A 26427-nucleotide genomic window follows, 5' to 3' on the forward strand; every position below is an offset into this window, starting at 1 on the left:
CTGAGCCATCATGGTTCCGGCCTGACTCTGGTCTCCCACGCTCCGTCCCAAGTACCAGCTCATGTTCGGGTTTCTCAAGAAAGTCACCGACTACACGCGCGATGCCGTCGGCGCCGCCCAGTACATGACCCAGGGTCTGGCGGTGACCTTCGATCACCTGCGGCGACGCCCGGTGACGGTTCAGTATCCCTACGAGAAGCTCATCCCCTCCGAGCGCTACCGGGGCCGCATCCACTACGAGTTCGACAAGTGCATCGCCTGTGAGGTGTGCGTGAGGGTCTGCCCGATCAACCTGCCGGTGGTCGACTGGGTGATGAACAAGGCCACCAAGAAGAAGGAGCTGCGCAATTACTCGATCGATTTCGGCGTCTGCATCTTCTGTGGCAACTGCGTGGAGTACTGCCCCACCAACTGCCTCTCGATGACCGAGGAGTACGAGCTGGCCGCCTTCGATCGCCACAGCCTCAACTACGACAACATCGCCCTGGGTCGCCTGCCCACCAGCGTCACCAGCGATCCGGCGGTGGTCGCCCTGCGCGAGCTCGCCTACCTGCCCAAGGGCGCCGTGGATCCCCATGGGGTGCCGGACACGGCCCCCAGGGCCGGTCAGCTGCCCGAGCAGGTGCTCGCCGCCATGCCCGAGTCCGCTTCCGCCGAGACCTCCACTGCCGAGTCCCAGGGAGACGCCTGATGACCATTGCCTCCAGCACCCAGCAGATCTGCTTTGCCGTGCTCTCCACCACCCTGGTGCTCGGAGCGCTGGGGGTGGTGCTGCTCCCCAACATCGTCTATTCGGCCTTCCTGCTTGCCGGGGTGTTCCTCTCCGTCGCCGGCCTGTACCTGATGCTCAATGCCAGCTTCGTGGCCGCGGCCCAGGTGCTGGTCTACGTGGGTGCGGTCAACGTGCTGATCCTGTTCGCGATCATGCTCGTGAACAAGCGCGAGGACCTCTCCGCCATTCCCGGCCTGGCTGTCCGTCGCCTGCTTTCCGGCCTGGTCTGCGGTGGGCTGTTCGTTCTGCTGATCCGGGTGGCCTTCACCACGCCCTGGGCCCTGCCCGGGCCGATGCCGATCGGCGAGGAGGCCACCATCCGCATCGGTGAACACCTCTTCTCCGACTATCTCCTGCCCTTCGAGCTCGCTTCGGTGCTGCTGCTCATGGCCATGATCGGCGCCATTGTGCTGGCCCGCCGGGATGTCTTCAGCTCCGACATCGTCACCGGCGAGGCCGTGGATCAGGGGCTGATCGAGAAGGCCCGCACCCCCCTCCTGATCGACAAGACGGCCCGTTGATCAGCCGGGCCACCGTGCCTGATCCCCTGTCCCCCTCCGCCTTGCTGCCATCCCCCTCGCTGACGTCATGGACCTCGACCTTCCCTCCGCCATCCCTCTGCAGGCCTACCTGGTGCTGGCGGCGGTGCTGTTCTGCAGCGGGGTCTGGGGCCTGATCAACAGCCGCAACGCCGTACGGGTGCTGATGAGCATCGAGCTGATGCTGAATGCCGTGAACATCAACCTGATGGCCTTCTCCAGCTATCTGGATGGCCAGCTCATTCGCGGCCAGGTGTTCGCCATCTTCGTGATCACCGTGGCGGCGGCCGAGGCGGCCGTGGGTCTGGCCATCCTGCTCTCCCTGTACCGCAACCGCGAAACGGTCGACATGGAGCGCTTCAACCTGCTCCGCTGGTAGGGCGTCGATTCGATGCGCCTGGAGCGGGTCTGGCTGATCGCACGCTCAGGCAGCCAGGCCGCCCAGCGGCAGGGCAGCCGCTGTGCCGCGGATCTGCGCTCCCAGGGGGTGGTGGTCGTGACCGCCACCAGTGGGCTGGCCGCCGATCCCTATCCGGGACTTCTCGCCACCGAGGCGGAGCTTCCCGACCTGGCGATCGTGCTCGGCGGCGATGGCACCGTGCTCGGGGCGGCCCGTCACCTGGCCCCCCTGGGTGTTCCCATCCTCTGTTTCAACGTCGGCGGGCATCTCGGCTTCCTCACCCACGACCGTCGCCTGCTGAGGCTCAGCGGTGAGGCCCCACCCCGCGGCAGCAGCCTCGAGGATGACCGCAGCCTCTGGCAGCGGTTGCGGGATGATCGCTTCGCCCTCGAGAGCCGGATGATGCTCGAGGCCCGCATCGATCGCGGCGATGGGGTGGAGGATTCCGCGGATCCCGAACACCTGGCGCTCAACGACTTCTACTTCCGCCCGGGTCTCGAGGAACTCTCGCCCACCTGCGTGCTCGAACTGGAGATCGATGGCGAAGTGGTCGACCAGTACCGCGGTGATGGCCTGATCATCGCCACCCCCACCGGCTCCACCGGTTACGCCATGGCGGCCGGAGGCCCGATCCTCCATCCGGGGATCGAGGCGATCGTGGTCAACCCGATCTGTCCGATCAGCCTCTCCAGTCGGGCGGTGGTGGTGCCGCCCCGGGCCCAGCTCTCGGTCTGGCCCCTCGGCGAGTCGAGCCGGCGGGTGAAGCTCTGGAAGGACGGTGCCCATGCCACCACGCTGGAGCCCGGTGATCGGGCCCTGGTCCGGCGTTCCGGTCATCCGGCCCTGATGGTGGCCCTGGAGCACAGCCCCTCCTACTACCGCACCCTCACCCACAAGCTCCACTGGGCCGGCAGCCTGATCGCCGCCGAGCCGTCGCACAATTGAGTCGAGTCTTGCCGGGATGAGCCTGTGGGCCTGGAGATCGAGCGCCGCTTCCTGGTGCGGGGCGAGGGCTGGCGCCAGCACGTGGGCTGGCGTGCCCACCTCGAGCAGGCCTACCTGGTGGGGTCTCGGGACGGCCTCACCGTGCGGGTGCGCCGCTCCGATCGAGCCCAAGCGCTCCAGGCCGATGGGGAGCCGGGTGGCCAGGCCTGGCTGACCCTCAAGGCCCCGGCCCCCGGGGGCCGCGACGGCCTGGTGCGCCAGGAATTCGAGTATGCCATCCCCCTGGAGGATGCGGCGGCGCTGATGGCGCTGGCGCCCCATCGCCTCGCCAAGTGGCGCCATGGGCTTGAACTGCCCGGTGGCGACTGGGTGCTGGATGTGTTTGAGGGGGAGAACGCCCCGCTGGTTCTCGCAGAGGTGGAACTGGCCTCGGCGGAGCAGCCTGTGCCGCTTCCCTCCTGGTGCGTCCACGAGGTCACGGGGCGTCCGGAACTCAGCAATGCCGCCCTGGCCCGGGAGCCGCTGAGCCGCTGGAGCGTCGAACGTCGCCAGTCCCTCCTCGCCTGGTTGGGGGAGGCGGACGTCACATCCGATACAATCTGAGGAAATCCTTAAGGAGCGGGGTTTGACCGGCCTCTACGACAGCCAGGGCGTCCTCCGCTTCGCAGGGCGTGACAGTCAGGATTGCCTGGCCTATGCCGAACTCTTCGAACTCAGCGAGGGCTCCTACAGCCTCGAGAGTCTCACGGTCGCGGTTCAGGCGCTGGCTCAGCCGACTCCCTTCCGCGTCTAGCGCTGGTGTGGATGCTCCCGCTTGAGGGCGGGATCCAGCGCACAGCAGTTGAACCCATCCCGGCAGATCTTGCCGTGGTCCATCGCCCAGTTCAGCAGGGCCACGCGGTTCTTCGCGCCCGTTTTGGTGAAGATGTTGCTGACGTGGTTGTCCACCGTGCGCTTGCTGATCGTGAGCGATTCAGCAATCTCCTGGTTGGTGAGCCCCTCGGCGACCAAGCCGATGATCTCGATTTCCCGCTCGGACAGATGGCGCTCCGGCGGCTCATGGGCATGGAGCTCTCTGACCATCGGCCTGGCCCCTCGGGGTCTCTCCACTCTATGCAGGGCCTTGCCGCATGATGGGGCCTGACACGGGAAGGGTCGGCTTGCTGCTCCAACAGGTTCTGGCCAGTGGAAGACCGGCCATCACCGCCGAGGTGACCCCGCCCCGGGGCGGAGATCCTGCCCGCACCCTGGAGGCGGCACGAGCCCTGCGCGGCTGGGTCCATGCCGTCAATGTCACCGACGGCAGCAGAGCCGTCATGCGCATGTGCAGCCTGGCGGTGTGCAGGCTGCTGCTGGACGAGGGCGTCGAACCGGTGCTGCAGATGGCCTGCCGCGACCGCAACCGCATTGCCCTGCAGGCCGATCTGCTCGGCGCCCATGCCCTCGGTCTGCGCAATCTCCTCTGTCTCACGGGCGATCCGGTGAGGGCCGGCGACCAGCCCGGCGCCCGCCCGGTCAACGAGTTCGAGGCGGTGCGGCTGCTGCAGCTGGTGCGTCAGCTCAACCAGGGCGAGGATCCCGTGCAGGGCTCCCTGCCCGATGGCGGCACGGCATTCTTCGCCGGTGCTGCGGCCGATCCCCAGAGTTCGAGCTGGAGTGGTCTCAAGGCCCGGCTGCGCCGCAAGCAGCAGGCCGGCGCACGCTTCGTGCAGACCCAGATGGTCACCGACGCGGAGGCCCTGCGCCGCTTTGTGGAGGAGATCGCCGCCCCCCTGGACCTGCCGGTTCTGGCCGGGGTGTTTCTGCTGAAGTCGGCCAGGAACGCGGCGTTCATCAACCGGGTGGTGCCCGGGGCCAACATTCCCCAGGCCCTGATCGACCGTCTCGCGGCCGCTGCGGACCCGGCGCGGGAAGGGGTGGCGATCGCGGCCGAGCAGGTGGCCCGCTACCTGGAGGTGGCCCAGGGGGTGCACCTCATGGCGATCAAGGCGGAGGAGCGCATCCCCCAGATCCTGCGCGCGGCCGGGGTTGTCCCAGCCGAGCCCCAGCTCCGGCCTAGGAGCCTGGCTGGCTGAGGCTCAGGTCGCTGCCGAGCAGTTCGGCCATCGCCTTCTGCTGGGGGGACGGTGCCACGATGTCCTGCCGCCGCACGTCGGTGATCAACCAGTCGAGGGCGGCTTCCTGGAGATCGAAGTGGTCGCCGTTGCGGTCCACGCAGTAACGGCCGAACACCAGCTTTTCCACCAGGCGCACCCCGGGGCCGATCCGGGAGTAATCAAAGATGATCGAGTTGTCGATCGTGGCCCCTTCCCCGATCAGGCAGCTCGGGCCGATCATCGCGGGTCCGATGATCGTGGCGCCGTCCTCGATCCGGGTCATCCCCCCCACGTAGATCGGCCCTTCCACGTGGATCTTGTCCCAGTTGGCGGCGACGTTCAGACCCGTGTAGATGCCGGGCCTCACCTCCTTGCCAGGGATCTGCACCTGGCGCACCTGACCCTGCAGCACGCTGCGGATCGCCTGCCAGTAGTCCGGCACCTTGCCGATGTCCACCCACTCGAACTCCATCGGCAGCGCATAGAACGGTGCCCCGGCGGCCACCAGCTTCGGAAACAGATCCGAGCCGATGTCGAACGGCTGACCGCTCGGGATGAAATCCAGCACCTCCGGCTCGAAGATGTAGATGCCCGTGTTGATCATGTCGCTGGCGGCTTCGGTCACCGCCGGCTTCTCCTGGAACGAGAGCACCCGCCCTTCCGGGTCGGTCACCACGACCCCGTAGCTGCTGACCTGATCGCTGGGAACCCGCTTGGTGACCAGGCTCGCCATGGCGCCCTTCTCGCGGTGGCGCCGCACGGCCTCGGTGAGATCCAGGTCGATCAGGGCATCCCCGCACAGCACCACGAAGGTGTCGTCGAAGAAGGGTTGGAAGTTCTGGATCTTCTTCAGGCCCCCGGCGGAGCCGAGGGCATCGCCGATCAGCTCACCATCCTCGATCCGGCCTTCGAAGCTGTAGGCGATCTCGACACCGAAGCGCTGACCATCCCGAAAATAGTTCTCGATCTCCTCGGCCAGGTGGGACACATTCACCATGACCTCGGTGAATCCATGCTGGCGGAGCAGCTCGAGCAGAAACTCCATCACGGGTTTCTGCAGGATCGGGATCATCGGCTTGGGGATGGTGTGCGTGATCGGACGCACCCGCGTACCCTTCCCGGCCGCCAGGATCATCGCCTTCATCGGCGTTTACTCACATTGGTCGGAGCCTCCAGCCTAGGCGCCAACTCAGGCGGCAAGCCGTTCGACGGCCGCTAGGGGAGCTGACCCCGCCGTGGCCACCAGGGGCAGCTGACGGCTTTCGCCGCTGTCGAGCAGACGCCGCAGGCTGAGGGGGCCGAACAGGCCGCCCGGCTGCTCCAGCTCCACCTTGCCCTGGTGGCAGAGAAACAGCAGGGCCCAGAAGACCCCGACGCGATCGCGATCCAGGTCCGCCTCCGCCTGCCGTGTCTCGACGGTGACGGCCCAGGCCTCCACCAGACCTTCGAAACCCACCCAGTCCTGGGCCGGATCCCAGCTGAGCAGGAACTGGCTGAGGGCCGCCGTGGTTTCCGGAAGCTTCTCCCGGTGCGCCAGGGTCGCCACCTGCTCGATGGCCGCCCGGTCGCTGTAGCGGCGGGGGCGCTGGCGCACCTGTCGGCGCCCTTCCTCCTGCTCGAGCCGTTCGGCGATGTCCTCGAGCTGGCGGATCAGTTCCCCCAGGGTGACCGGGCGTTGCAGCGGCGGTGGGGCGACGGGCCGTCGCCAGAGGTGCCGTTCGGGGCGCCGTGGCAGTTCCAGCGCCGTTCCGATCAGCCAGCCCTGGCCGTCAGCCTCGAAACCGAACTCCTCGGCGTCCTCCAGGGCGACCTCCGGGGGGAAGGTGCTGGCCTCGAGCACCTCCGCCTTCAGGCTCACCAGCACGGACGCGGCCAGGAAGGCCTCGCTGGCCTCCGCCAGATCCTGTTCGTAGCTTCCGCCCCTGCCCGGCCGGGCCTCTGCCACCAGCCGCGGCACCGTGATGCGCTGACGCAACTGATCCAGGAACCCGTCGATCACGGCGATCACATCGACGTCCCAGGGGTCGAGATCCCCCCGCTCCGCTGCATCCTGCAGCAACCGGATGGCCAGCCTGGCGCCCGCTTCAGCCAATCCTTCCCGAACGCTCCAAGGATCCGTAGGGTCAAAGTAACGGTGACGGCCCGTGGCCACCACTCTCAATCCGCGGTCTCAATCCGCGGCCACCAGTCTCGATCGCATATCCCACCGATGATGGGACATCCCTCGGGTGGCCATGGCGCGGCTTGCTGGGAGCAGCCGCTCAGCTCGGAACGGCATCGGCGTCTTCGACGATCACGGACCCGCTGTCGTCCGGTCGCGGCTGGGCTGAACTCTGACCCGCCGCCGGCAGCAGACCGAGCTGGGCATCCACGGTGGCGCGGTAGCGCTGCAGGTCGTTCTCGAGTTCCTGGATCCGAACCTGCTGGGCGTCGTAGTCGCTCTGGTTCTGGATGGCCTCCACCTTGCGCACCACACCGGTCCAGACCGCGAACACCCAGGCCGCGGTCGCTCCCACACCGCCCACCACGAGCAGCAGGGCCGCCAGGGGCATGGTGGCGCTCAGGCCGGGCAGGAAGTGCACGGTCGTGGGGGCGGTGTTCTCCAGGGTGAACATCACCGTGGCGAGACCGAAGCTGAAGATCAGCAGGAAGTTCAGCTGTTTCATCAGGGGCACCCCAGCACAGGGATCAGGAGCGTAGGCAGAAGGGCGCTGGGACGTCGATCGGGGCCGCCATCCGCAGGGTTCTGTTACGGCTGCGGCAAGGCCGAGCACCACGCCCAGCGATCGGGATTCAGACGGGGAGGGCCGGGGCGCTGAGCAGGGGCTGACGGATCAGGTCTCCGGCCGGTGGGTTGATCACCCGGGCCATGGCGGTGGTCTCCCGCTGAACCAGGGCCTCGATCGAGGCGCGGTAGCTGTCGGTCATGATCCGGGGGTAGAGGCCGATGCCCACGATCGGCACGAGCAGGCAGCTGATCACGTAGATCTCGCGGGGTTCGGCATCGACCAGATGGGTGTGGGAGGCCAGTTCGGCGTTCTCCTTGCCGAAGAAGATCTCCCGCAGCATCGAGAGCAGGTAGATCGGTGTGAGGATCACCCCAACGGCGGCCAGGATCGCCATCACCACCCGGAAGCTGAGGGTGTAGGCCTCGCTGGTGACGAAGCCCACGAACACCATCAGCTCGCTCACGAAGCCGCTCATGCCGGGCAGGGCCAGGGAGGCCAGCGAGCAGATGGTCCAGAGGGCGAACATCTTGCGCATCTTCTGGCCCACGCCCCCCATCTCATCGAGCTGCAGGGTGTGGGTGCGGTCGTAGGTCGCGCCCACCAGGAAGAACAGGCTGGCGCCGATCAGGCCATGGCTGATCATCTGGAGCATGGCGCCGCTGGTGCCCAGGTCGCTGAAGCTGCCGATGCCGATCAGCACGAAGCCCATGTGGCTGATCGAGCTGTAGGCAATCTTGCGCTTGAGGTTGCGCTGGGCGAAGGAGGTGAGGGCGGCGTAGATGATGTTCACCACCCCGAGCACCACCAGCAGGGGGGCGAACTGGGCGTGGGCTTCCGGCAGCAGCTGCACGTTGAAGCGCAGCAGCGCGTAGCCGCCCATCTTCAGCAGGATGCCGGCCAGCAGCATGTGCACCGGCGCCGTGGCTTCTCCGTGGGCGTCCGGCAGCCAGGTGTGGAGGGGAACGATCGGCAGCTTCACGCCGAAGGCGATCAGCAGGCCGGCGTAGCAGATCACCTGGAACCTGGTGCCGAACTCCTTGGCCATCAGGGCCGTGTATTCGAAGCTCGTGTCACCCCCGTAGAAGGCCATCGCCAGGCCCACGATCAGGATGAACAGCGAGCTGCCGGCCGTGTAGAGGATGAATTTGGTGGCGGCGTACTGCCGTTTCTTGCCGCCCCAGATGGCCAGCAGCAGATACACCGGGATCAGCTCCAGCTCCCAGGCCAGGAAGAAGAGCAGCATGTCCTGCACGGCGAACACGGCGATCTGGCCGCCGTCCATGGCCAGCAGCAGGAAATAGAACAGCTTCGGCTTGAAGCTCACCGGCCAGGCCGCCAGGGCCGCCAGGGCCGTGATGAAGCTGGTGAGCAGGATCAGGGGCATCGAGAGGCCATCGGCGCCCACCGACCAGGCCAGGCCCAGATCCGGCAGCCATGTCACCCGCTCCACCAGCTGCAGTCCCTCCACGGAGGGGTCGTAGCCGTTGAGGTACCCGCCGACGGTGAACAGGAAGGTGACCAGGGCGATCCCGAGGGCGTACCAACGCACCTGCTTGCCATCGCCCTTGTCGGGCACGAAGGGGATGAGCAGGGCCGCACCGATCGGGAAGAGGATCGCGGCGCTCAGCCAGGGGAAAGGCACTGAATCCAAGAGGCTCCGTTGGCCGGAGTGTAGAAATCCCCGCTAGGTAAACACTCTTACGGTGGGGGGAGGCACACAGTCCGTAGGGCTCACCCCAGCGAGCCGAAGAGCACCACCAGGGCGATCACGCCGCCGAACACGATCAGGGCATAGAACTGGGCGCGACCGGTCTCGAAGTACTTGAGGCCTTCGCCGCTGCCGAGGGTCACCAGGCCGGTGAGGTTGACGACGCCATCGACCACCTTCGAGTCCACCTCGAGCACCGAGCGGGCCAGCTTGCGGCTGCCCTGCACGAAGAGCTTGTCGTTGATGGCATCGAGATACCACTTGTTCGCCAGGAAGGCGTTCAGGGTGGGGAACCGTCCCGCCACCGCCGCGCCCAGGTCGATCCGGTGGAGGGCATAGGCCATCACGGCGAGGCTGATGCCGGCCACGGAGATCGCCACGGAGGCTCCGGCGAGGGGCAGGAACTCGGACCAGCTGAAATGCTTGGCCATGTGGGCCGCTTCGGCCGGATCGAGCAGCGCGGCGAAGCGGCTGTTCCAGGGGGTGCCCAGCAGCCCGATCAGCACGGAGGGAACGGCGAGCACCGCCAGGGGCATGGCCATCTGCCAGCCGGACTCGTGCGGATGGTCGGCGTGGCCGTGGGCATGCTCGTCGCCCTGGTCGTCCCCGCCGACCTTGCCGGCGGACGCCAGAAGTTCGGCCTGGATGGCCTGGTCGTTGCCGCGGAACTCGCCCTCGAAGGTGAGGAAATAGAGCCGGAACATGTAGAACGCGGTCATGCCGGCGGTGACGAAGCCGGCGGCCCAGAGCACGGGGAAGGACCCGAAAGCCTGGCCGAGAATCTCGTCCTTGCTCCAGAAGCCGGCCAGGGGCGGGATGCCGCTGATCGCCACGCAGCCGATCAGGAAGGTGGCGCTGGTCACGGGCATGTAACGCCGCAGACCTCCCATCAGCCGCATGTCCTGGGCCAGGACGGGTTCGTGGCCCACCACCTCCTCCATGGCGTGGATCACCGAGCCGGAGCCGAGGAAGAGCATGGCCTTGAAGAAGGCATGGGTCACCAGGTGGAACATGCCGGCCACCGGGGCGCCGCAGCCCATCGCCAGCATCATGTAGCCGAGCTGGCTGACGGTGCTGTAGGCCAGACCCTTCTTGAGGTCCATCTGGGTGAGGGCGATCGAGGCCCCCAGGAAGAGGGTGATCGTGCCGATCACCGCGATCGTGAGCTGCACCGCCGCGAAGGGCTCATAGACCGGCTGCAGCCGCGCCACAAGGAACACCCCGGCCGCCACCATCGTGGCCGCATGGATCAGGGCGGAGATCGGCGTGGGCCCCTCCATGGCGTCGGGAAGCCAGACGTGAAGGGGGAACTGGGCCGATTTGGCCATCGGCCCCATGAACACCAGCAGGCAGAGGATCACGGCCACGGTGCTGCTGAGGCTGCCGCCGGCCACGGCCTCGCTGAGCCTGGTGCCGATCTCCTCGAAGCCGAAGCTGCCCGTGGCCCAGAACAGCCCCAGGATGCCCAGCAGCAGGCCGAAGTCGCCGACCCGGTTCACCACGAAGGCCTTCTGGGCGGCATTGGCGGCGCCGTCGCGGTCGTACCAGAAGCCCACCAGCAGGTAGGAACACATGCCCACCAGCTCCCAGAAGACGTAGATCTCGAGCAGGTTGGGGCTGATCACCAGGCCCAGCATCGAACTGCTGAACAGGGCCAGGTAGGTGAAGAAGCGCACGTAGCCCTTGTCGTGGGCCATGTAGCCATCGGAGTACACCATCACCAGCAGGGCAATGGTGGTGACCAGGGCCAGCATCACGGCGCCGAGGGCATCGACACGGAAGCCCATCTGCAGGTTGAAGCTGCCGGCGCTGGCCCAGTTGAACAGCACCTCGGTGGGCCCGGCCCCTGCCAGCTGCTGGAACAGCACCGCGTAGCTCAGCACCGCGGCGGCGCCGACGCAGCTGATCAGCAGCAGCGCCACGGGTTTGCGCAGGCGGTTGACGGTGCGGTTGAAGCTGATGAGCCCCAGGCCCACCAGACAGGCCCCCGCCAGGGGCAGCACCGGGATCAACCAGGCGAGTTCAGCGGTTGAGGGCATCCGGCAGGGGCGGGCTGGGCCGAGTGTAGGCAGATCCACCCATCCCCCCTGTCCCAGATGGGGAATTGCCAGCAGGGCTCACCCAGCCAGCAGGCCTACCCCAGCCAGTGGGCCAGGGCCGTGCGGGAGAAGGTGGTGGCGGCGAGACCGATGTAGCGGTGGGCCCACCAGAACACCCCCACGGCGATGGCGATGCCCAGCTGGGCGGGCCTGAGAAACTCGCTGGCGACGAGCTGCTGGCGGCCGTCGAGCACGGCCCGGAACGGCAGCACCGAGGTGCTGGCCCGCAGTTCCTCGAAGGCCTGGCCGAAGCGGTTGGCCAGGCGCCGATCGCCGTTCCACACGGCGAAGAGGTGGTGGGCGATCAGGCCGGCGCTGGTGACGACCATGAAGCTGCTGCCGATCCAGAGCAGGTGGGTCGCACACCAGAGCACCTGCCCCACCGCCTGGGGATGGCGGCTGATCCGGATGATGCCCGTGGCGTACAGACGCACCTGGGGTTTCAGCACCGCTGGAATCTCGAGCAGGTTGTAGGTGGCCGGATAGAGGAACAGGAAGCTGATGGCCGTGCCCACCCACACCACGGGCACGATCCAGCCCTGCTCCTGCAGGTTCCAGAGCCGGATGCCGTCGTACCGGTGGGCGAGGAAATAGCCGATCACCACGATGGCCGCGGGGATGCTGATGCCGGCGAACAGGAGCCGCCAGGCCCGCTCGCCGAGGCGCGCGGCCCCCCAGGACCGCAGGGAGGCACCACCGCTGTGAACCACGGCGAAGGCCAGCAGCAGGCCGAGCATCACCCAGCTGCTGTGGTGGAGGGAGCCGGAGGGCAAGGCCAGAACGAAGTTGTGAAGCACCGGATTCTGGCCCCGGCCGGTCCCCCTAGAGTCTGGGCTTGCACCCCGGTGCTGGCCAGCGGGCCCTATGGCAGATCTGCCCTTCACCCTTGACCAGCTGCGGATCCTGCGGGCGATCGCCAGCGAAGGGAGTTTCAAGAAGGCTGCCGACAGCCTCTACGTCACCCAGCCCGCCGTCAGCCTGCAGATCCAGAACCTGGAGAAGCAGCTCAGTGTCTCCCTGTTCGACCGCGGTGGCCGCAAGGCCCAGCTCACCGAGGCCGGCCACCTGCTGCTGAGCTACTGCGATCGGATCCTGAGCCAGTGCCAGGAGGCCTGTCGCGCCCTTGAGGACCTCCACAATCTCAAGGGGGGCTCGCTGCTCGTGGGGGCCAGTCAGACCACGGGCACCTATCTGATGCCCCGGATGATCGGTCTGTTCCGGCAGAAGTACCCGGATGTGGCCGTGCAGCTCCAGGTGCACAGCACCCGCCGCACCAGCTGGAGCGTCGCCAACGGTCAACTGGATCTGGCCATCATCGGCGGGGAGCTGCCACCTGAGCTGGCCGAGCTGCTGCAGGTGGTGCCCTATGCCAGTGACGAGCTGGCTCTGGTGCTCCCCACCAAGCATCCCCTGGCCCGCCTGGCTGAACTCACCAAGGAGGACCTCTACCGCCTCTCCTTCGTCTGCCTGGATGCCCAGTCGACCACGCGCAAGATGGTCGACCAGCTGCTGGCCCGCTCCGGGCTGGACCTGGGCAGGCTCAAGATCGAGATGGAGCTCAACTCCTTCGAGGCGATCAAGAATGCCGTGCAGTCCGGCCTGGGCGCCGCCTTCCTGCCGGTGGTCTCGATCGAGCGGGAGCTCGCTGCCGGCAGCCTGCACCGCCCCCAGGTGGCCGATCTGCTGGTGCGCCGTCAGCTGAAGCTGATCAGCCATCCGGCCCGCTACTGCTCACGGGCGTCCGATGCCTTCCGGCGCGAGGTGCTGCCGGTCTTCGCCAGCCCCGACAGTCCGCTGCGCCGTCCCCTGCAGCAAGCCGCGGCGGAAGCCCCGCCCGCCCCTGTGGAGAACCCCCAGCGCTGAGGGTCTGTCGGCACCTCCTCCCGGCACCCCCATCGGCAGGGTCACCAGCGATCACGGTCCTGGGAGGATCCAGCTCAGAACTGGTCGGCCTCGGGGGTGATGCCCACGCTGTCGTCGGCGATGCCCTTGGTGATGAACTTGTTCTCGGTGATGTCCGTCTGGTAGACGCAGCGCACGATCGGTTTGTCCTTCACCGAGCCGATGTAGGCAAAGGTGTTCATGCGCTGCTTGCACTGGCGCATCTGTTCGGAGGTGACCGCGCCCTGCTGCTGCAGCACACTCCAGTTCTCGCGGCGGATCACGCAGCCCGGCTTGAGGGAGGGCTGGGTCACGAAGCTGGAACTGGGGTTCATCGTGGTGTAGAGCTCGATGTCCATCACGAAGGCGCTCGCCCCCCACTGCCGGCAGAACTCGGGGTCTGGCACGGCCATGTCCAGCTGCTGGGAGCTGGCGATGTTGCCCTGGTTGCCCTGGGTGGTGCTCGAGATGGCGGTGCCGATGCCGATGCCCACCACCAGCACGCCGGCCAGGATGGCCAGGGTGCCGATGTTGAAGGAGATCGGCCCTCCCGGTCCGCCGGGATCAGTCGGGCCCCCGCCGCCGGGTCCCCCCCGGCGGCGGGGGGGCTCGGCATAGCGGCCATAGCCCTCCGCACGGCTGTAGCGCTCCGAACGGCCGTCGTCGCCCCGGTCGTAGCCGGTCTCGGAGCGGCCGCGCCCACCCCGGTAGCCGCTGGGGCGGGGGTCGTCGTAGGGACTGCGCGAACGGCTCACAGGGTTTCCGGGGTCCGGGGCAGGCCCATGGAGTAATTGAGCACGCGGCAGTCCGGGTTGTAGCGAAGCTCACCCGCCTGCAGCAGTTCCCGGATCAGGCCTTCCAGTTCCGAGCCGATGCGGCGCAGGTTGTACTCGCTGAGGTCCGCTCCGGCATGGGCGTTCACCAGGTCCTGGAAGCGCTGCTGAACCTTCTCCAGAACCGGCTGGTCCCAGAGGAATTCGTTGTCGGGATCGATGTCCATGGTGAGCTGGTCGCGGTCGGGGACCAGCTCGGCACCCTCCACCCGGGCGGTGAACAGGCGCACGTGGCGGGTGGTGGACTTGAGAAGGGTCGCAGCAGCGCTGGAGTCAGCCATGGTTTGGCGTGGAGATCACCCGTCACCGGGACTTTAGGAACAGCACAGCGGAACCAGCCGGCGGTAGCCCCGCGGCCGGCTCCCCTCGCGCCGATGGGGAGGCCAGCTTTAAGGTTGCCTTTCCTTTTCAGAGTGGCCATGCGCGTCGCGATCGCCGGTGCCGGACTGGCCGGACTGGCCTGTGCCAAGTACCTGTGCGACGCCGGTCATACCCCGGTGGTGGTCGAAGCGCGGGACGTGCTCGGCGGCAAGGTCGCCGCCTGGCAGGACGAGGAGGGTGACTGGTACGAGACCGGCCTGCACATCTTCTTCGGTGCCTACCGCAACATGCGCCAGCTGTTCAAGGAGCTGGGCATCGAGGACCGGCTGCAGTGGAAGAGCCACTCGATGATCTTCAACCAGAAGGACCATCCCGGCACCTACAGCCGCTTCGATTTCCCCGACCTGCCGGCCCCCTTCAATGGCGTGGCGGCGATCCTGGGCAACAACGACATGTTGACCTGGCCGGAGAAGATCGCCTTCGGACTGGGTCTGGTGCCTGCCATGCTGCGCGGCCAGCAGTACGTGGAGGAGTGCGACCAGTACTCCTGGACCGAATGGCTGCGTCTCCACAACATCCCGGAGCGGGTGAACGACGAGGTGTTCATCGCCATGGCCAAGGCCCTCAACTTCATCGATCCCGACGAGATTTCCAGCACCGTCCTGCTGACGGCCCTCAACCGCTTCCTGCAGGAGGCGGACGGCTCCAAGATGGCCTTCCTCGACGGCAACCCGCCCCAGCGGTTGTGCCAGCCGATCGTCGACTACGTCACCGCCCGTGGCGGTGAGGTGCACCTCGAGGCTCCCCTGCGCGAGATCGAGCTCAACGCCGACGGCACCGTGCGCGGCTTCCGCATCGGTGGCATCAAGGGCAAGGAGGGATTCACCCTGAACGCCGATGCCTACGTCAGCGCCTTGCCGGTTGACCCCTTCAAGCGACTGCTGCCCCAGCCCTGGAAGTCCATGCCCTACTTCCAGAAGCTCGAGGGTCTCAACGGCGTACCGGTGATCAACATCCACCTGTGGTTTGATCGCAAGCTCACCGACATCGACCACCTCCTGTTCAGCCGCAGTCCCCTGCTCAGCGTCTATGCCGACATGAGCAACACCTGCCGCGAATACCACGATCCCGAGCGTTCCATGCTCGAACTGGTGTTCGCCCCGGCCAAGGACTGGATCGGCCGATCCGATGACGAGATCGTGGCGGCCACCCTGGAGGAACTCAAGCGCCTCTTCCCGATGCATTTCACCGGGGAGGATCAGGCCCAGCTGCGCAAGGCCATCGTCGTCAAGACACCCCTCTCGGTCTACAAGACCGTGCCCGGCTGCCAGCAACTGCGGCCGGATCAGACCTCACCGATCGCCAACTTCTTCCTGGCCGGTGACTACACGATGCAGCGCTACCTGGCGTCGATGGAGGGGGCTGTGCTGAGTGGCAAGCAGTGCGCCAAGGCGGTGGCCGCGGCAGCGGAGCGGCTCGGACCCACCCCGGCCGAGCTGGTGCTCACCCCGGCCGGCTGATCCCGGCCCGCCTCCCGCTCCTCCCCTGTCTCCACTCCCCTGGCCCAGCTCAGGCGCTTGAGCCTCTGGATCTGGGTCAGGATGGCACTCCAGCCACGGCGTGGGGGCTCCCTCGGGGGCTCGACACCCGGCCAGCCAACGTCACCCCCAGGACAGCGCCATCGTCATCCGTCCCCACCGAATCCCGCCCCACCGTTCGAGCGATGGATCCCGCCGAGGCCCCAGCGGTCCGGCCCCGCTGAGCCAGGTGTCTGGATGATGGACACCCTGCTCTGCCAGCATGGCCAACGCCCCGGTCACCCCGTCGTGCTGCCCAGCCTCGACCAGGCCTACGAGCAATGCCGGCAGGAGACCGCCCAGTGGGCCAAGACCTTCTATCTCGGCACGCTGCTGATGCCACCGGCCAAGCGCCGGGCGATCTGGGCCATCTATGTCTGGTGTCGCCGGACCGATGAGCTGATGGACAGTGCCGAGGCCCAGGCCCGGCCGGTGGAGGAGCTGGCTGCCCGGCTCGACCAGTGGGAACGGCGCACCCGGGACCTCTTCGACGGGGTGGTCCGCGATGGTCTCGATCTGGTCATGCAGGACACACTGCAGCGCTACCCCCAGCCGCTGCAGCCCTACCTCGACATGATCGAGGGGCAGCGCATGGATCTGCGTCAGCACCGCTACGGCACCTTCAAGGAGCTGGCGCTCTACTGCTACCGGGTGGCAGGCACCGTGGGTCTGATGACGCAGGAAGTCATGGGGCGGGACGCGGCTTACACATCCGCCCCCTGGAGCGACGCGCCGGACACCTCCGATGCCGCCGTTGCCCTCGGGATCGCCAACCAGCTCACCAACATCCTTCGGGACGTGGGGGAGGACCGCAGCCGCGGGCGCATCTACCTGCCCCAGGAAGACCTGGCCCGTTTCGATTACGGCGAGGATGCGTTGATGGCGGGTCTGCTGAATGACAACTGGCGTGCCCTGATGCGTTTCCAGGTGGAGCGCGCCCGCCGGTGGTTCGCCCGCGCTGAGGAGGGTGTGCGCTGGCTGGCTCCGGATGCCCGCTGGCCCGTCTGGGCCTCGTTGCGCCTCTATCGCGGCATCCTCGATGTGATCGAACAGCACGACTACGACGTCTTCAACAAACGGGCCTTCGTGCCCCGGAGCGGCAAGCTGCTCGATCTTCCCCTGAGCTTCGTGGTGGCCCAGGTGCGCTGACTCGTCGGCCGTCGAGGCCCCAGGCCCGGCGGTTCGGTTCGGTTGAGTTCAGTTCAGTTGAGTTCAGTTCAGTTGAGTTCAGTTCGGTTCAGCAAACCGCTCAGCTGATCGTGTCGGCCTCGGCCAGGGCGCTGGCCAGCAGGGGATTCACCAGCGCCGGCGCTTCGTCGTGGGGACAGTGGCCCAGGCCGGGCAGTTCATGCAACTCCCGCACACAGGGAAAGTGCGTCCACCGGCGCGCCTCGGCGATGGGTTCCCAGGGGTCCTGTTGCCCCCAGATCATCCTCACCGGCGTGGAGAGGGTGGCCAGCAGATCGGGGGCGAGCCGGTCCTCGAACAGGTTGATGAATCCGCGGAAGGCCTCGCTGGCACCCGGCTGGAGGGCAGGCCGCAGCAGCAGCTCCACCAGCTGATCATCCACGTTGGCCCCGGAGGGATAGGCCTGGAGCAGCACCCGGCGGATCACGCCCGGTCTGGCCAGGGATCGAAACAGCAGCTGGGTGAGCCAGCGTTGACGCACCAGGGTTCTGAGCCCGGGGCGTGCCCAGCGGAGCAGGGTGGGTTGTTCGGCCAGGCGCTTCTCATCCAGCGCCCGCTGGGCACAGTCGACCAGGACCACGCCCCGGCAGGGCCGGCCTTCCGCCTCCAGTCGGCTGGCCGCTGCCAGGGCGACCACACCCCCGATCGAGTTGCCCACCAGCTGCACCGCGCCGGTCTGCTGGGCGGTGAGAAAGGCGACTACCTGGGCTGCCCAGAGGTCGATGCCATAGCAGAGGCTCCCAGCTTCGGGGAGTTCGTGGGGCAGGCAGGAGCGGGGTTTGCTGCTGGCGCCGAAGCCGATCAGATCGAGGGCGTAGACCGCCCGTGTACGGCGCAGCGCTGCCACGTTGTGGCGCCAGTGCTCCTTGCAGGCCCCGAAGCCGTGGATCAGGACCACGGCAGCGGGCCGGGGATCTCCTGGATCCTCAGCAGGCTCGGCATCGCCCAGGCAGGGGCCCGGTGCGGCCATGAAGCTGACATCCAGACCCTGCCAGCGGTAGGCACCCAGCCAGTCGGCTGGATAGGGGTAGAGGGTCATGGGATCGGATCACGGGGGTTCCGGCTGGGCGAGCGATCCACGCCTCCCCCGGCGAGGGGGAGGGGCGCCCCCGATGGCCCTCCCTCCCGTGAGCCATCGGTGTGGCCGGGCGGGCAGCTCAGACCGCCGCTTTCTGGTTGTCCAGCAGCTGCTTCAGCTTGGCCAGCTCACCGGCCCAGCGGGGATCCGGAGCCTGGCTGTCGACCTCGTCGGCATGGACGACCTTGTTGACGGCCTTGCGCAGCGGAGCGGAGCCGCCGGGCCCGCGGCGATCCGGCTGGGCGCCGCCACGGGCATCCTTGCGCTCGGAGATCTCGATGCGCAGGCTGTTGCCGCCGAAGTCGCGGCCGTTGAGCTGGGCGATCACGGCCTCGGCCAGCTTCTGGTCATCCACGTTGGCGAAGCCGAAGCCCCGGCAGGCACCCGTTTCCCGGTCGTTGACCGCCTTGAAGCGCACCCCCTCGCCCACAGCGGTGAACAGAGCTTCGAGCTCCTTGGCATCAAAGGTTTGCGGCAGGTTGCCGACGTAGAGACGAATGCTCATGGATGGAGGGGAAAGGGAATACTTCAGCTGGCGAGGAGAAACCTCTGACTCACGCCTTCGCATCAGAAAGTTAATCACGCCGCCGGCCCAGCCAGGCCCGGGCTGTGTCGATCGCCACAGCGCGACCGGCCGGATCCGCCTCCGGAATCCGGCCGAAGGCGCGCTCACGGGTGAGGTGGTGGAGCAGGTCCCCAAGCTGGCGCCCGGGTGCCAGGCCCAGCTCCCGCTGCAGCTGGTCGCCGTTCAGGGGAGGCATGGGATGGAACAGCGGGTCGTCCTGCCGGCGCCAGCGGGTGAGATATCCCCGGGCCGCGGCGGGGAGGAGGGGGAGCAGCAGGGCGGGCAGGTCGGCCTCCAGCTCCTGCTGGAGCTCGAGACGCCGGGATTCCGGCAGATGTTCCAGGTCCGGACGGCCCTCCAGCCGCTCCCACCAGCGGCGCAGCCGATCACTCCGCAGCTGCAGCTGCCGGCTGCTGTGCAGCCTGGCCAGGGCTTCCGCCGGCAACAGGGCGGCCAGCCTGGCCAGGGGCAGCGCCCAGGCCCGTTCCAGGGGGGCCAGGCCACAGGCGGTCGCCTGCTCCGGCGTGAAGCTCCGCAGCCGGCCCGAGGCGCTCGGGTCGGCGCCCCAGCCGCTCAGGAGCCCCTGCTCCAGGCTCCAGATCAGACCGCCGTGGCCCTCGGGGACGGCAGCCAGTTTCTCCAGCTCCGTCAGAACCCGTTCACCGGCCACCTGGACGAGGCTGGCGGCATGGCGCCGAATCCATTCGCCGCTGGTGACCTCGAGCTCGAGGCCAAGCTCCCAGCTCAGCCGCACCCCCCTCAGCAGGCGCAGCGGATCGGCCTGCAGGTTGGCTTCGCTCACCGCCACCAGCCGGGCTGTCCGCAGATCGTCCAGCCCGCCGGTGGGATCCACCAGCCTGGCCGGGCCCCCCAGGGGCAGGGCGATGGCGTTGGCGGTGTAGTCCCTGCGGCGCAGGTCGTCCTCCAGGCCTGCACCGTCCTGGCGGGCCAGGTCGATCGTCCAGCCCCGCAGGACCAGCCGGGCGATGTCATGGGTGCGGTCGAGCACCACGCAGCTGCCGCCGAGGCTGGTGGCCAGGCGGCGGCAGAGATGGATGGCCCCGGTGGGCACCACCAGATCCAGATCCGGTTGAAGCGCCAGCCGACCCAGCAGCCCATCGCGCACAGCCCCCCCCACCAGGGCCGTGCCGGGGGGCAGCAGATGCAGCGGCAGGGGCCAGGTGGGCAGATCAAGGCGTTGCCTGAGCCGCTCGGCCAGCTCGTCAGCAGGGAGCCCACCCGCCACAATGGGCGCCTGGCGCGGCCTGGCCGGGATGTGCATCTGTGTGGACTGCCGCTGGGTCGACCGCTGTCAGGCCTACCACGCGGTGGAGCAGCAGCACGGTGCGCCCCATCTCTGCGGTCAGCCCGACTTCAGCCCCGAAGCCCCGCGCATCCACGTGCAGGTGATGGATCTCCCGGAGGGTGGGGTCGGGGTGGAATGGGACGTGCGGGCCTGCGGCTCCTTCTGTCCCGAGCCTGGCCGCTGGCAGCGGCTCCGCCCCGGCCTGGCCATGCCCCGATGAGCTGGTTGCTTGCGCTGCACAGCACCGGTCCGGGGCTCGGGGTGGCCGCCCACCGGCTGGATGGGGCGGAGCCGGATCGCCTGCAGCACTTCGAGCTGGGACGGGATCTCTCCAACGGCCTGCTCGACTGCGTGGAAGCCGTCCTTCCTGGGGCGGCCTGGCCGGATCTGGTCCGCCTGGCCGTCGCCATCGGGCCGGGCGGGTTCACCGCCACCCGGCTCACGGTGGTGCTGGCACGCACCCTCGCCCAGCAGCTCGCCGTGCCCCTGGACGGCGTGGGGAGCTTTCAGCTGATCGCCAGGCGGCTGGCCTTGCCGGCGCCGGCCTGGCTGGTGCAGGAGCTGCCCCGTCGGGGGGTGGTGGCGGGCCTCTACGGCCCGGATCCGGGGGCGCTGGGGGGCCTGGGCGAGTGGTGTGCACCGCGGCTCTATCCGGACATCGAGGCCATCCGGACCGCGGCGACCCCCACCGCCCCCGGGGCCCCCACGGCCGAGCCTCCACTGCTCCCCGCCTGCGTCGATGTCCTGGCGGATGTGCGCCAGCTGCTGGACCTGGCGACCCTGGCCCACGGGCACGGGCTGCCGGGACCCTGGCAACCGGTGCTGCCGGTCTATCCCACCTCTCCGGTGGCGAGCGTCTGATGCAGGCACCACCGCATCGCCATCGCCGCTCCCCCGCGGCCAGCCGCCTGGCGCCGGTCCCCCAGCGCCGCCGCCGTGGTCCGCGTCGCCGCCGCCGCAGGGCCGGCTGGCGGCGCTGGGTGCTGCTGCTGCTGCTGGGCAGCCTGATCTGGTTGTCGCGGGGCTGGTGGTGGCCCTCCCCCCCTCCCCCCCAGATGATCCTGGTGCTCGGAGGCGATCTGGACCGGGAGCGCCATGCGGCCAGGATCGCCAAGCAGCTCGGCCTGCCGGTGGTGGTGAGCGGCGGCAGCAATCCGGAGTACGCCCACTGGCTGTTCGAGCAGCGCCAGGGTCTGCCGCCCGGCCAGGTGCAGCTCGACTACCGGGCCAACGACACCCTCTCCAACTTCACCTCCCTGGTCGATGACCTGCGCCGGGCCCGCATCCGCCACGCCCTGCTGGTCACGAGCAGCGACCACATGGACCGGGCCCTGCTGGTGGGCAGGATCGTGGCGGGCAGCCGCGGGATCCATCTCACCCCGGAACCGGTCGGCTGCGGTGCGCTGTGTCAGCCGGAGAGCCGCCGGAAGGTCTGGGGGGATGGGTTGCGGGCCGCCCTCTGGGTGCTCAGCGGTCGGGATCTGAAGCGCTGGGCGGCAGAACGGCTGAGTCTGCTGCCGGTGGCAGCGCGCCAGGGGGGATCAGCCCCTGATCCAGCAGGGCGTTGATCTGCTGCTGGCAGGCGAGGGTCGCGGCTTCCAGATCCGGCCGCCGCCGCGAGGCGGGCGGTGGGATGGGTGTGCCGATGCGGATGTGGATCGGCACCAGACGGGCCCCCTGGCGCCCAGGTCCCAGGGCCCGGTGGCTGTTGAGGATGGCGACCGGCAGCAGGGGCACCCCGGCGCGGGCGGCCAGCAGGGCGGCACCGGCCAGCGGCTGGTTGACGCGGCCGTTGGCCTGGCGCGTGCCGTCGAGGAACACGCCGGTGGCCCAGCCCTCTTCCAGTCGGTCGGTGGCGGTGCGGATGGCCTCCCGATCACTGGCCCCGCGGGAGACCGGGTAGGCGCCGCAGGCCCGGATGATCGGGCCCAGCAGGGGCACCCGGAACAGCTCGGCCTTCGCCATGAAGGCGACGGGGCGGCCGAGGGCATGGCCCAGCAGGGGCGGATCCAGATGGGATCCGTGGTTGGCCACCACCACCAGGGCTCCCTCCCGGGGCACGTTGGCGTTCCCGGCGGTGCGGCCCCGGAACAGCAGCCGGTAGATCGGGAACACCAGCAGATAACTGATCAGCCGGTACACGAGGCTGGGCTTCGGCGTGCGGATCAGGGCGGGGGGCTCGGCCCGCTTGCGGCGTCTGAGCACCCGCTTCACGGCATTCACCGGGCGGCTGCCGGGGCGCAGTCCGGAGCGGCTCACAGCGCCAGATCCGCGGCGGTCGCGATCTGGACGGTGGTGACCCCGGGGCAGCTGCGCCGGATCAAGCCGCTCAGCACATTCCCCGGGCCGATCTCCACGGCCGTGTCGATCCCCTCGGCGACACAGCGGTCCATGATCTCGCGCCAGCGCACCCCCGTGGTCATCTGGTGGCGCAACCGGTTCCTGAGCACGGTGCCGCTGCGTTCCGGGCTGGGGTCGGTGTTGCTGAGCACGGGCACCGTCGCCTCGGCGAAGGGCACGCTCTCCAGCCTGGCGGCGAAGGCCGCGGCGGCCTCGGCCATGAAGGGTGAGTGGAAGGCGCCGCTCACCGCCAGGGGAATGGCCCGCTTGCAGTTCAGGGAGCCACAGACCTGGGCGACGGCCTCCGGTGTCCCGGAGAGCACCACCTGGGCGCTGCTGTTGTCGTTGGCGATCACCACCCCTTCGGTGGCCGCGACCAGGGCTTCCAGCTCGCCGCGCTCAAAGCCCATCACGGCGGTCATGGCGCCGCCGCCGCTGGCGGCCATCAGCTCGCTGCGGATCTGCATCAGCTCCAGCCCGGTGGCGGCATCGAAGACGCCGGCGGCGTAGAGGGCCACCAATTCACCGAGGCTGTGGCCCGCCACCAGGCTCGGCTGGCGTCCCTGGGCCCGCAGGCCATCCACCAGCAGGCTCTCGACGACGAACAGGGCCGGCTGGGTGTTGCGGGTGTCGTTGAGATCGCTGAGGTCCCCGTCAGCCTCGCCGGAACAGATGGCCAGCAGGTCCCGGCCCAGCAGATCGGAGGCCAGGCTGAACCGCTCGCGGGCCCCGGGCAGCTCCAGCACCCCGGCCGCCATCCCCACCTTCTGGGACCCCTGGCCGGGAAACACCCAGGCAATGCCCATGCCGCAGCCCCTGATCACATCGGCAGGAGGTTAGGGCCGTGGGTGTCTACCCCTAGACCCCGGGGCCGCTCCAGCGGAGCAGGGCCGCGCCCCAGCTGAGGCCAGCGCCGAAGCCGCTGCTGGCGAGCAGATGGCCGGGCCTGACCCGGCCATCCCGCACGGCCTCGTCGAGCATCAGCGGAATCGTGGCGGCCGAGGTGTTGCCGTAGTGGGCCAGGTTGCTGAGCACCTGCTCGCTGGGAACGGCGAAGCGCTCCGCCACGGCGTCGAGGATGCGCTGGTTGGCCTGGTGCAGCAGCAGCCAGTCGAGCTGGTCAGCGCGGGTGCCGGTGGCTTCGAGCAGCTCGCTGAGGATCGCCGGCACTTCCCGCACCGCGAACTTGTAGACCTCCTGCCCGTTCATCTGGATCGGGGCGAATCCCCCCCGCTGGGTGGTGAGGTCGCCGAGCAGCGGCTCCTGATGGGTGGTCTGGGCCAGGGTCAGGCAGCTGTTGCGGGTGCCGTCCGAGCGCATGCGGAAGCCGAGCAGGCCCGACTGCTGGGGGGCACAGGCCTCGACGGCCACAGCCCCGGCCCCGTCGCCGAACAGCACACAGGTGCTGCGATCGTCCCAGTCCACCCAGCGGCTGAGCTGGTCAGCGCCGATCACCAGCGCCCGGCGCACTGATCCGCCGGCGATGTACTGGCCGGCGGTGATCAGGGCAAACAGGAAGCCGCTGCAGGCGGCGGTGAGATCGAACGCCACCGCCTGGATGGCCCCCAGGTTGCCCTGCACCAGCGGCGCCGTGCCGAACAGATCATCCGGGCTGGAGGTGGCCAGCAGGATCAGGTCGACCTCCTCGGCCCGCCATCCGGCGTGCTCCAGCGCCGCGGCCGCCGCCCGGGTGGCCAGGTGGCTCAGGGGTTCCCCGGGGCCGGAGACCCGCCGGGCGGCGATACCGGTGCGGGAGCGGATCCACGCATCGCTGGTGTCGACCCGCTCGCTGAGTTGCTGGTTGGTGACGCTGGCCACGGGGACGGCGCTGCCACAGCCCACCAGGGCCATGCCAGCGGCGGATGTGCCCTGGTTGCCTGCCTGGCTGAGCGAAACGCCGAGCGCCACGGGGATCAGCCCGCAAGTTGGCTCAGTCAACCACAGGCGATTGCGTCACTCGCTTCGCTGAGGGCATGGAGGTTGTCCATGACGCGGTGGTTGGCGGCGGAATGGGCCAGCCGCAGGGCGCTCAGCACGGACAGGGCCCTGCTGCTGCCGTGGCCGATCACGCACACCCCGTCAACCCCCAGCAGGAGTGCTCCGCCGTGCTCGGCATGGTCGAGGCGTTTCTTGATGCGGCGCAGGTTGTTGATCAGAAACGCCGAGCCCACCTTGCCGCGGCGGCCCCGCGGCAATTCCACCTTGATCACATCCAGCAGCACACTGCCGACGCTCTCGAGGAACTTCAGCAGCACGTTGCCGGTGAAGCCGTCACAGACCACCACGTCGAACGCTCCGGAGAGGATGTCGCGGCCCTCACAGTTCCCCGCGAACAGGAAGCGGGATTCCGCCGCCAGCAGCTGGTGGGTGCGCAGGCACAGCTCGTTGCCCTTGCACTCCTCCTCGCCGATGTTCACCAGACCGATGCGGGGGCGCGCCACCTGGAGCACGTCACGGCTGTAGATGTTGCCGAGCAGGGCGAACTGGAGCAGCCAGTCGGGCTTGCAGTCCATGTTGGCGCCCACGTCGAGCACCAGCACCTGCTGCTCCGGATCCTTGGTGGGGAACAGGGCGCCGATGGCGGGCCGGTCGATCCCCTTGAGCCGGCCCAGCCGGAAGATCGCCGAGGCCATCACGGCTCCGGAGTTGCCCGCCGAGTAGACGGCGGTGGCCTTGCCCTGCTTCACCAGGTCCATCGCCATGTTGATGCTGGCGTCGCGCTTGCGGCGCACGACCGTGGCCTCCTCGTGCATGCCCACCGAGGGCCCGCTGGCCACCAGCTCGATCAGCCCGGCGGCGACGGCCTCATCCAGTTGGTCGCGCAGCCCCAGTTCGGCGACGGCGGTCTGCAGGGGAGCGGTCTCGGCCACGAAGCGCACCCGCAGGGGGAGGCGCTCCACGGCCTGGAGGCAGCCTTCGAGGATCGGCCCCGGGGCGTGATCGCCTCCCATGCCGTCCACCGCCACCCACAGTCTGTCGGCGTCGTTGATCGGGGCGTCCTCGTCGGGCCCGCCGAGGCCGCGCTGCAGGCGCCGCAGCGGGTCGAACACCAGGGGTTGCAGCACGGTGTGGGCCGCACTCGTGGCCGCCCCTGCGACGCTGCCGGCCCCGGAGACGGCGGCCCCGGCCATGCTGCCGGCGGTGGTGGCGGCGGAGGTGGCCGTGTCGACCAGGCTGGTGACAGCGGCGTTGCGGCGGTACCAGATCACCAGGCGGCGGATCGCTCGCCTGGGCTTGGCGCGCTTGTCAGGCTCCTTCGGGGGCAACGGGATCGACGATGCGTTGGAACAGGTAGCCGGTGCCGCGAGCCGTGAGGATCAGCTCGGGGTTGGCCGGATCGTCCTCCAGTTTGGAGCGCAGCCGGGAGATATGGACATCCACCACCCGGGTGTCCACGTGACGCTCGGGGGTATAGCCCCACACTTCCTTGAGAATCTCCCCCCGGCTGAAGGGTTCGCCGCTGCGGCTCACCAGCAGCTCCAGGAGGCTGAATTCCATGCCGGTGAGGCGGATGCGCTCATCGCCCCGGTAGACCTGCCGCTTGTTGGTGTCGATGCGCAGGTCGCCCACCTGGATCACGCCGGAATTGGGGATGCCGGCCACCTGCTCCTTCTCCACCCGCCGCAGCACGCAGCGGATGCGGGCCTCGAGCTCCTTGGGGCTGAACGGCTTCACGACGTAGTCGTCGGCCCCGAGCTCCAGGCCCGTGATCCGGTCCGCCACATCGCCGAGGGCCGTGAGCATCACGATCGGCACGTCGGACTCCTTGCGGAGCTCCTGGCAGACGCCGTAGCCGTCGAGCTTCGGCATCATCACGTCCAGCACCACCAGGTCGGGGGGGTTGTGGCGGAAGAGTTCCAGGGCCTCGACCCCATCCGAGGCGGTGACCACCTGGTAGCCGATCATCGACAGCCGGGTTTCCAGGATCCGGCGGATGCTGGCCTCGTCGTCGACGACCAGAATCGTCTCCTTCTCTTTGCCTGGACTGCTGGGGGACGCTGTCATCGCCTCCTTCGGGCTGCTACATCAGATCGCCCTACTGAAAAGCTC

At 68.6% G+C, this 26427-nt stretch carries 30 protein-coding genes; 13 read left to right on the forward strand and 17 right to left on the reverse strand.

Annotated elements, in window-relative coordinates; all coding sequences use genetic code 11:
- Nucleotides 1–61: 61 nt before the first annotated feature.
- From ndhI to ACLNEE_RS07255, 6 genes are all read left to right on the forward strand, one after another.
- Complete coding sequence (gene ndhI, locus ACLNEE_RS07230) at nucleotides 62–691, forward strand: NAD(P)H-quinone oxidoreductase subunit I (protein ID WP_411423530.1); 630 nt, start codon at nucleotides 62–64, stop codon at nucleotides 689–691.
- Nucleotides 691–1293 carry an NADH-quinone oxidoreductase subunit J gene (locus ACLNEE_RS07235; RefSeq protein WP_411423529.1) on the forward strand — a complete coding sequence of 201 codons (603 nt, stop codon included), beginning with the start codon at nucleotides 691–693 and terminating at the stop codon, nucleotides 1291–1293. The genes ndhI and ACLNEE_RS07235 overlap by 1 nt, the downstream gene beginning before the upstream one ends.
- 67 nt (nucleotides 1294–1360) lie before the next feature.
- A complete protein-coding gene (gene nuoK, locus ACLNEE_RS07240) occupies nucleotides 1361–1690 on the forward strand; it encodes an NADH-quinone oxidoreductase subunit NuoK (RefSeq protein WP_411423528.1) in 330 nt (109 codons plus the stop codon).
- Between the two features lie 12 nt (nucleotides 1691–1702).
- Nucleotides 1703–2656, forward strand: coding sequence for an NAD(+) kinase (locus tag ACLNEE_RS07245; RefSeq protein WP_411423527.1), 954 nt, complete (start codon nucleotides 1703–1705; stop codon nucleotides 2654–2656).
- Between the two features lie 24 nt (nucleotides 2657–2680).
- Entirely contained in the window at nucleotides 2681–3259 is a 579-nt protein-coding gene (locus tag ACLNEE_RS07250) for a CYTH domain-containing protein (protein WP_411423526.1), read from the forward strand.
- A 22-nt stretch (nucleotides 3260–3281) separates the two neighbouring features.
- Entirely contained in the window at nucleotides 3282–3449 is a 168-nt protein-coding gene (locus tag ACLNEE_RS07255; RefSeq protein ID WP_411423525.1) for a hypothetical protein, read from the forward strand.
- Here ACLNEE_RS07255 and pedR read toward each other — a convergent pair.
- Nucleotides 3446–3739 carry a photosynthetic electron transport-dependent transcriptional regulator PedR gene (gene pedR, locus ACLNEE_RS07260; RefSeq protein ID WP_411423524.1) on the reverse strand — a complete coding sequence of 98 codons (294 nt, stop codon included), beginning with the start codon at nucleotides 3737–3739 and terminating at the stop codon, nucleotides 3446–3448. The genes ACLNEE_RS07255 and pedR overlap by 4 nt on opposite strands.
- Nucleotides 3740–3816: 77 nt before the next feature.
- Between pedR and ACLNEE_RS07265 the strand changes: the two genes are divergently transcribed.
- The gene (locus tag ACLNEE_RS07265) at nucleotides 3817–4731 is read left to right on the forward strand and encodes a methylenetetrahydrofolate reductase (protein WP_411423523.1); all 915 of its coding nucleotides are present in this window, start codon (nucleotides 3817–3819) and stop codon (nucleotides 4729–4731) included.
- On the opposite strand, the gene ACLNEE_RS07270 is transcribed toward ACLNEE_RS07265, so the two are convergent.
- From ACLNEE_RS07270 to ACLNEE_RS07295, 6 genes are all read right to left on the reverse strand, one after another.
- Nucleotides 4712–5896 carry a sugar phosphate nucleotidyltransferase gene (locus ACLNEE_RS07270; RefSeq protein ID WP_411423522.1) on the reverse strand — a complete coding sequence of 395 codons (1185 nt, stop codon included), beginning with the start codon at nucleotides 5894–5896 and terminating at the stop codon, nucleotides 4712–4714. The two genes, ACLNEE_RS07265 and ACLNEE_RS07270, sit on opposite strands and share 20 nt — an antisense overlap.
- Nucleotides 5897–5941: 45 nt before the next feature.
- Entirely contained in the window at nucleotides 5942–6844 is a 903-nt protein-coding gene (locus ACLNEE_RS07275; RefSeq protein ID WP_412006937.1) for a segregation/condensation protein A, read from the reverse strand.
- Nucleotides 6845–7013: 169 nt separating this feature from the next.
- On the reverse strand, nucleotides 7014–7418 hold the full coding sequence (locus ACLNEE_RS07280) for a LapA family protein (protein WP_412006938.1): 405 nt from the start codon (nucleotides 7416–7418) through the stop codon (nucleotides 7014–7016).
- 127 nt (nucleotides 7419–7545) lie between these two features.
- Entirely contained in the window at nucleotides 7546–9132 is a 1587-nt protein-coding gene (locus tag ACLNEE_RS07285; RefSeq protein ID WP_412006939.1) for an NAD(P)H-quinone oxidoreductase subunit 4, read from the reverse strand.
- Nucleotides 9133–9212: 80 nt separating this feature from the next.
- Complete coding sequence (locus tag ACLNEE_RS07290) at nucleotides 9213–11228, reverse strand: NAD(P)H-quinone oxidoreductase subunit 5 (protein WP_412006940.1); 2016 nt, start codon at nucleotides 11226–11228, stop codon at nucleotides 9213–9215.
- Between the two features lie 95 nt (nucleotides 11229–11323).
- Nucleotides 11324–12025: an NnrU family protein gene (locus ACLNEE_RS07295; protein ID WP_411423828.1), complete on the reverse strand. Its 702-nt coding sequence runs from the start codon at nucleotides 12023–12025 to the stop codon at nucleotides 11324–11326.
- A 127-nt stretch (nucleotides 12026–12152) separates the two neighbouring features.
- On the opposite strand from ACLNEE_RS07295, the gene ACLNEE_RS07300 reads away from it, so the two are divergent.
- On the forward strand, nucleotides 12153–13151 hold the full coding sequence (locus tag ACLNEE_RS07300; RefSeq protein ID WP_411423808.1) for a LysR family transcriptional regulator: 999 nt from the start codon (nucleotides 12153–12155) through the stop codon (nucleotides 13149–13151).
- Between the two features lie 74 nt (nucleotides 13152–13225).
- On the opposite strand, the gene ACLNEE_RS07305 is transcribed toward ACLNEE_RS07300, so the two are convergent.
- Both ACLNEE_RS07305 and ACLNEE_RS07310 read right to left on the reverse strand, forming a co-directional pair.
- Nucleotides 13226–13924 (reverse strand): DUF3172 domain-containing protein, encoded by a 699-nt coding sequence (locus tag ACLNEE_RS07305; RefSeq protein WP_411423809.1) that lies wholly within the window; start codon nucleotides 13922–13924, stop codon nucleotides 13226–13228.
- Nucleotides 13921–14283 carry an NAD(P)H-quinone oxidoreductase subunit M gene (locus ACLNEE_RS07310; protein WP_411423810.1) on the reverse strand — a complete coding sequence of 121 codons (363 nt, stop codon included), beginning with the start codon at nucleotides 14281–14283 and terminating at the stop codon, nucleotides 13921–13923. The genes ACLNEE_RS07305 and ACLNEE_RS07310 overlap by 4 nt, the downstream gene beginning before the upstream one ends.
- A gap of 138 nt (nucleotides 14284–14421) precedes the next feature.
- Between ACLNEE_RS07310 and pds the strand changes: the two genes are divergently transcribed.
- Complete coding sequence (pds, locus tag ACLNEE_RS07315; RefSeq protein ID WP_411423811.1) at nucleotides 14422–15843, forward strand: 15-cis-phytoene desaturase; 1422 nt, start codon at nucleotides 14422–14424, stop codon at nucleotides 15841–15843.
- A gap of 255 nt (nucleotides 15844–16098) precedes the next feature.
- Nucleotides 16099–17049 carry a phytoene synthase gene (locus tag ACLNEE_RS07320; protein WP_412006941.1) on the forward strand — a complete coding sequence of 317 codons (951 nt, stop codon included), beginning with the start codon at nucleotides 16099–16101 and terminating at the stop codon, nucleotides 17047–17049.
- Nucleotides 17050–17149: 100 nt separating this feature from the next.
- On the opposite strand, the gene ACLNEE_RS07325 is transcribed toward ACLNEE_RS07320, so the two are convergent.
- The 3 genes from ACLNEE_RS07325 to ACLNEE_RS07335 all read right to left on the reverse strand — a co-directional run bounded on the left by ACLNEE_RS07325 (nucleotide 17150) and on the right by ACLNEE_RS07335 (nucleotide 20013).
- Complete coding sequence (locus ACLNEE_RS07325) at nucleotides 17150–18127, reverse strand: alpha/beta fold hydrolase (RefSeq protein WP_411423812.1); 978 nt, start codon at nucleotides 18125–18127, stop codon at nucleotides 17150–17152.
- 118 nt (nucleotides 18128–18245) lie between these two features.
- Nucleotides 18246–18671 carry an RNA recognition motif domain-containing protein gene (locus ACLNEE_RS07330; protein WP_412006942.1) on the reverse strand — a complete coding sequence of 142 codons (426 nt, stop codon included), beginning with the start codon at nucleotides 18669–18671 and terminating at the stop codon, nucleotides 18246–18248.
- A gap of 70 nt (nucleotides 18672–18741) precedes the next feature.
- A complete protein-coding gene (locus ACLNEE_RS07335) occupies nucleotides 18742–20013 on the reverse strand; it encodes a hypothetical protein (RefSeq protein ID WP_412006943.1) in 1272 nt (423 codons plus the stop codon).
- On the opposite strand from ACLNEE_RS07335, the gene ACLNEE_RS07340 reads away from it, so the two are divergent.
- Genes ACLNEE_RS07340 through ACLNEE_RS07350 form a run of 3 tightly spaced genes read left to right on the forward strand, consistent with a single transcriptional unit; the run spans nucleotide 20006 to nucleotide 21605 of the window.
- On the forward strand, nucleotides 20006–20257 hold the full coding sequence (locus ACLNEE_RS07340) for a Ycf34 family protein (RefSeq protein WP_412006944.1): 252 nt from the start codon (nucleotides 20006–20008) through the stop codon (nucleotides 20255–20257). The two genes, ACLNEE_RS07335 and ACLNEE_RS07340, sit on opposite strands and share 8 nt — an antisense overlap.
- The gene (tsaB, locus tag ACLNEE_RS07345; protein WP_411423816.1) at nucleotides 20254–20898 is read left to right on the forward strand and encodes a tRNA (adenosine(37)-N6)-threonylcarbamoyltransferase complex dimerization subunit type 1 TsaB; all 645 of its coding nucleotides are present in this window, start codon (nucleotides 20254–20256) and stop codon (nucleotides 20896–20898) included. Before ACLNEE_RS07340 ends, tsaB begins: the two co-directional genes overlap by 4 nt.
- Entirely contained in the window at nucleotides 20898–21605 is a 708-nt protein-coding gene (locus ACLNEE_RS07350; RefSeq protein ID WP_411423817.1) for a YdcF family protein, read from the forward strand. The genes tsaB and ACLNEE_RS07350 overlap by 1 nt, the downstream gene beginning before the upstream one ends.
- On the opposite strand, the gene ACLNEE_RS07355 is transcribed toward ACLNEE_RS07350, so the two are convergent.
- The 5 genes from ACLNEE_RS07355 to rpaB form a co-directional block, all read right to left on the reverse strand.
- Complete coding sequence (locus ACLNEE_RS07355; RefSeq protein ID WP_411423818.1) at nucleotides 21505–22296, reverse strand: lysophospholipid acyltransferase family protein; 792 nt, start codon at nucleotides 22294–22296, stop codon at nucleotides 21505–21507. The genes ACLNEE_RS07350 and ACLNEE_RS07355 overlap by 101 nt on opposite strands.
- Entirely contained in the window at nucleotides 22293–23183 is an 891-nt protein-coding gene (fabD, locus tag ACLNEE_RS07360) for an ACP S-malonyltransferase (RefSeq protein WP_411423819.1), read from the reverse strand. The genes ACLNEE_RS07355 and fabD overlap by 4 nt, the downstream gene beginning before the upstream one ends.
- Before the next feature lie 52 nt (nucleotides 23184–23235).
- Nucleotides 23236–24228 (reverse strand): beta-ketoacyl-ACP synthase III, encoded by a 993-nt coding sequence (locus tag ACLNEE_RS07365; protein WP_411423830.1) that lies wholly within the window; start codon nucleotides 24226–24228, stop codon nucleotides 23236–23238.
- Nucleotides 24229–24311: 83 nt separating this feature from the next.
- Nucleotides 24312–25643 carry a phosphate acyltransferase PlsX gene (gene plsX / locus ACLNEE_RS07370; RefSeq protein ID WP_412006945.1) on the reverse strand — a complete coding sequence of 444 codons (1332 nt, stop codon included), beginning with the start codon at nucleotides 25641–25643 and terminating at the stop codon, nucleotides 24312–24314.
- Nucleotides 25624–26382, reverse strand: coding sequence for a response regulator transcription factor RpaB (gene rpaB / locus ACLNEE_RS07375; protein ID WP_411423820.1), 759 nt, complete (start codon nucleotides 26380–26382; stop codon nucleotides 25624–25626). The genes plsX and rpaB overlap by 20 nt, the downstream gene beginning before the upstream one ends.
- Between the last annotated feature and the right edge of the window lie 45 nt (nucleotides 26383–26427).

This window comes from Aphanothece stagnina RSMan2012, assembly GCF_046764815.1.
Lineage (GTDB): Bacteria > Cyanobacteriota > Cyanobacteriia > PCC-6307 > Cyanobiaceae > NIES-981.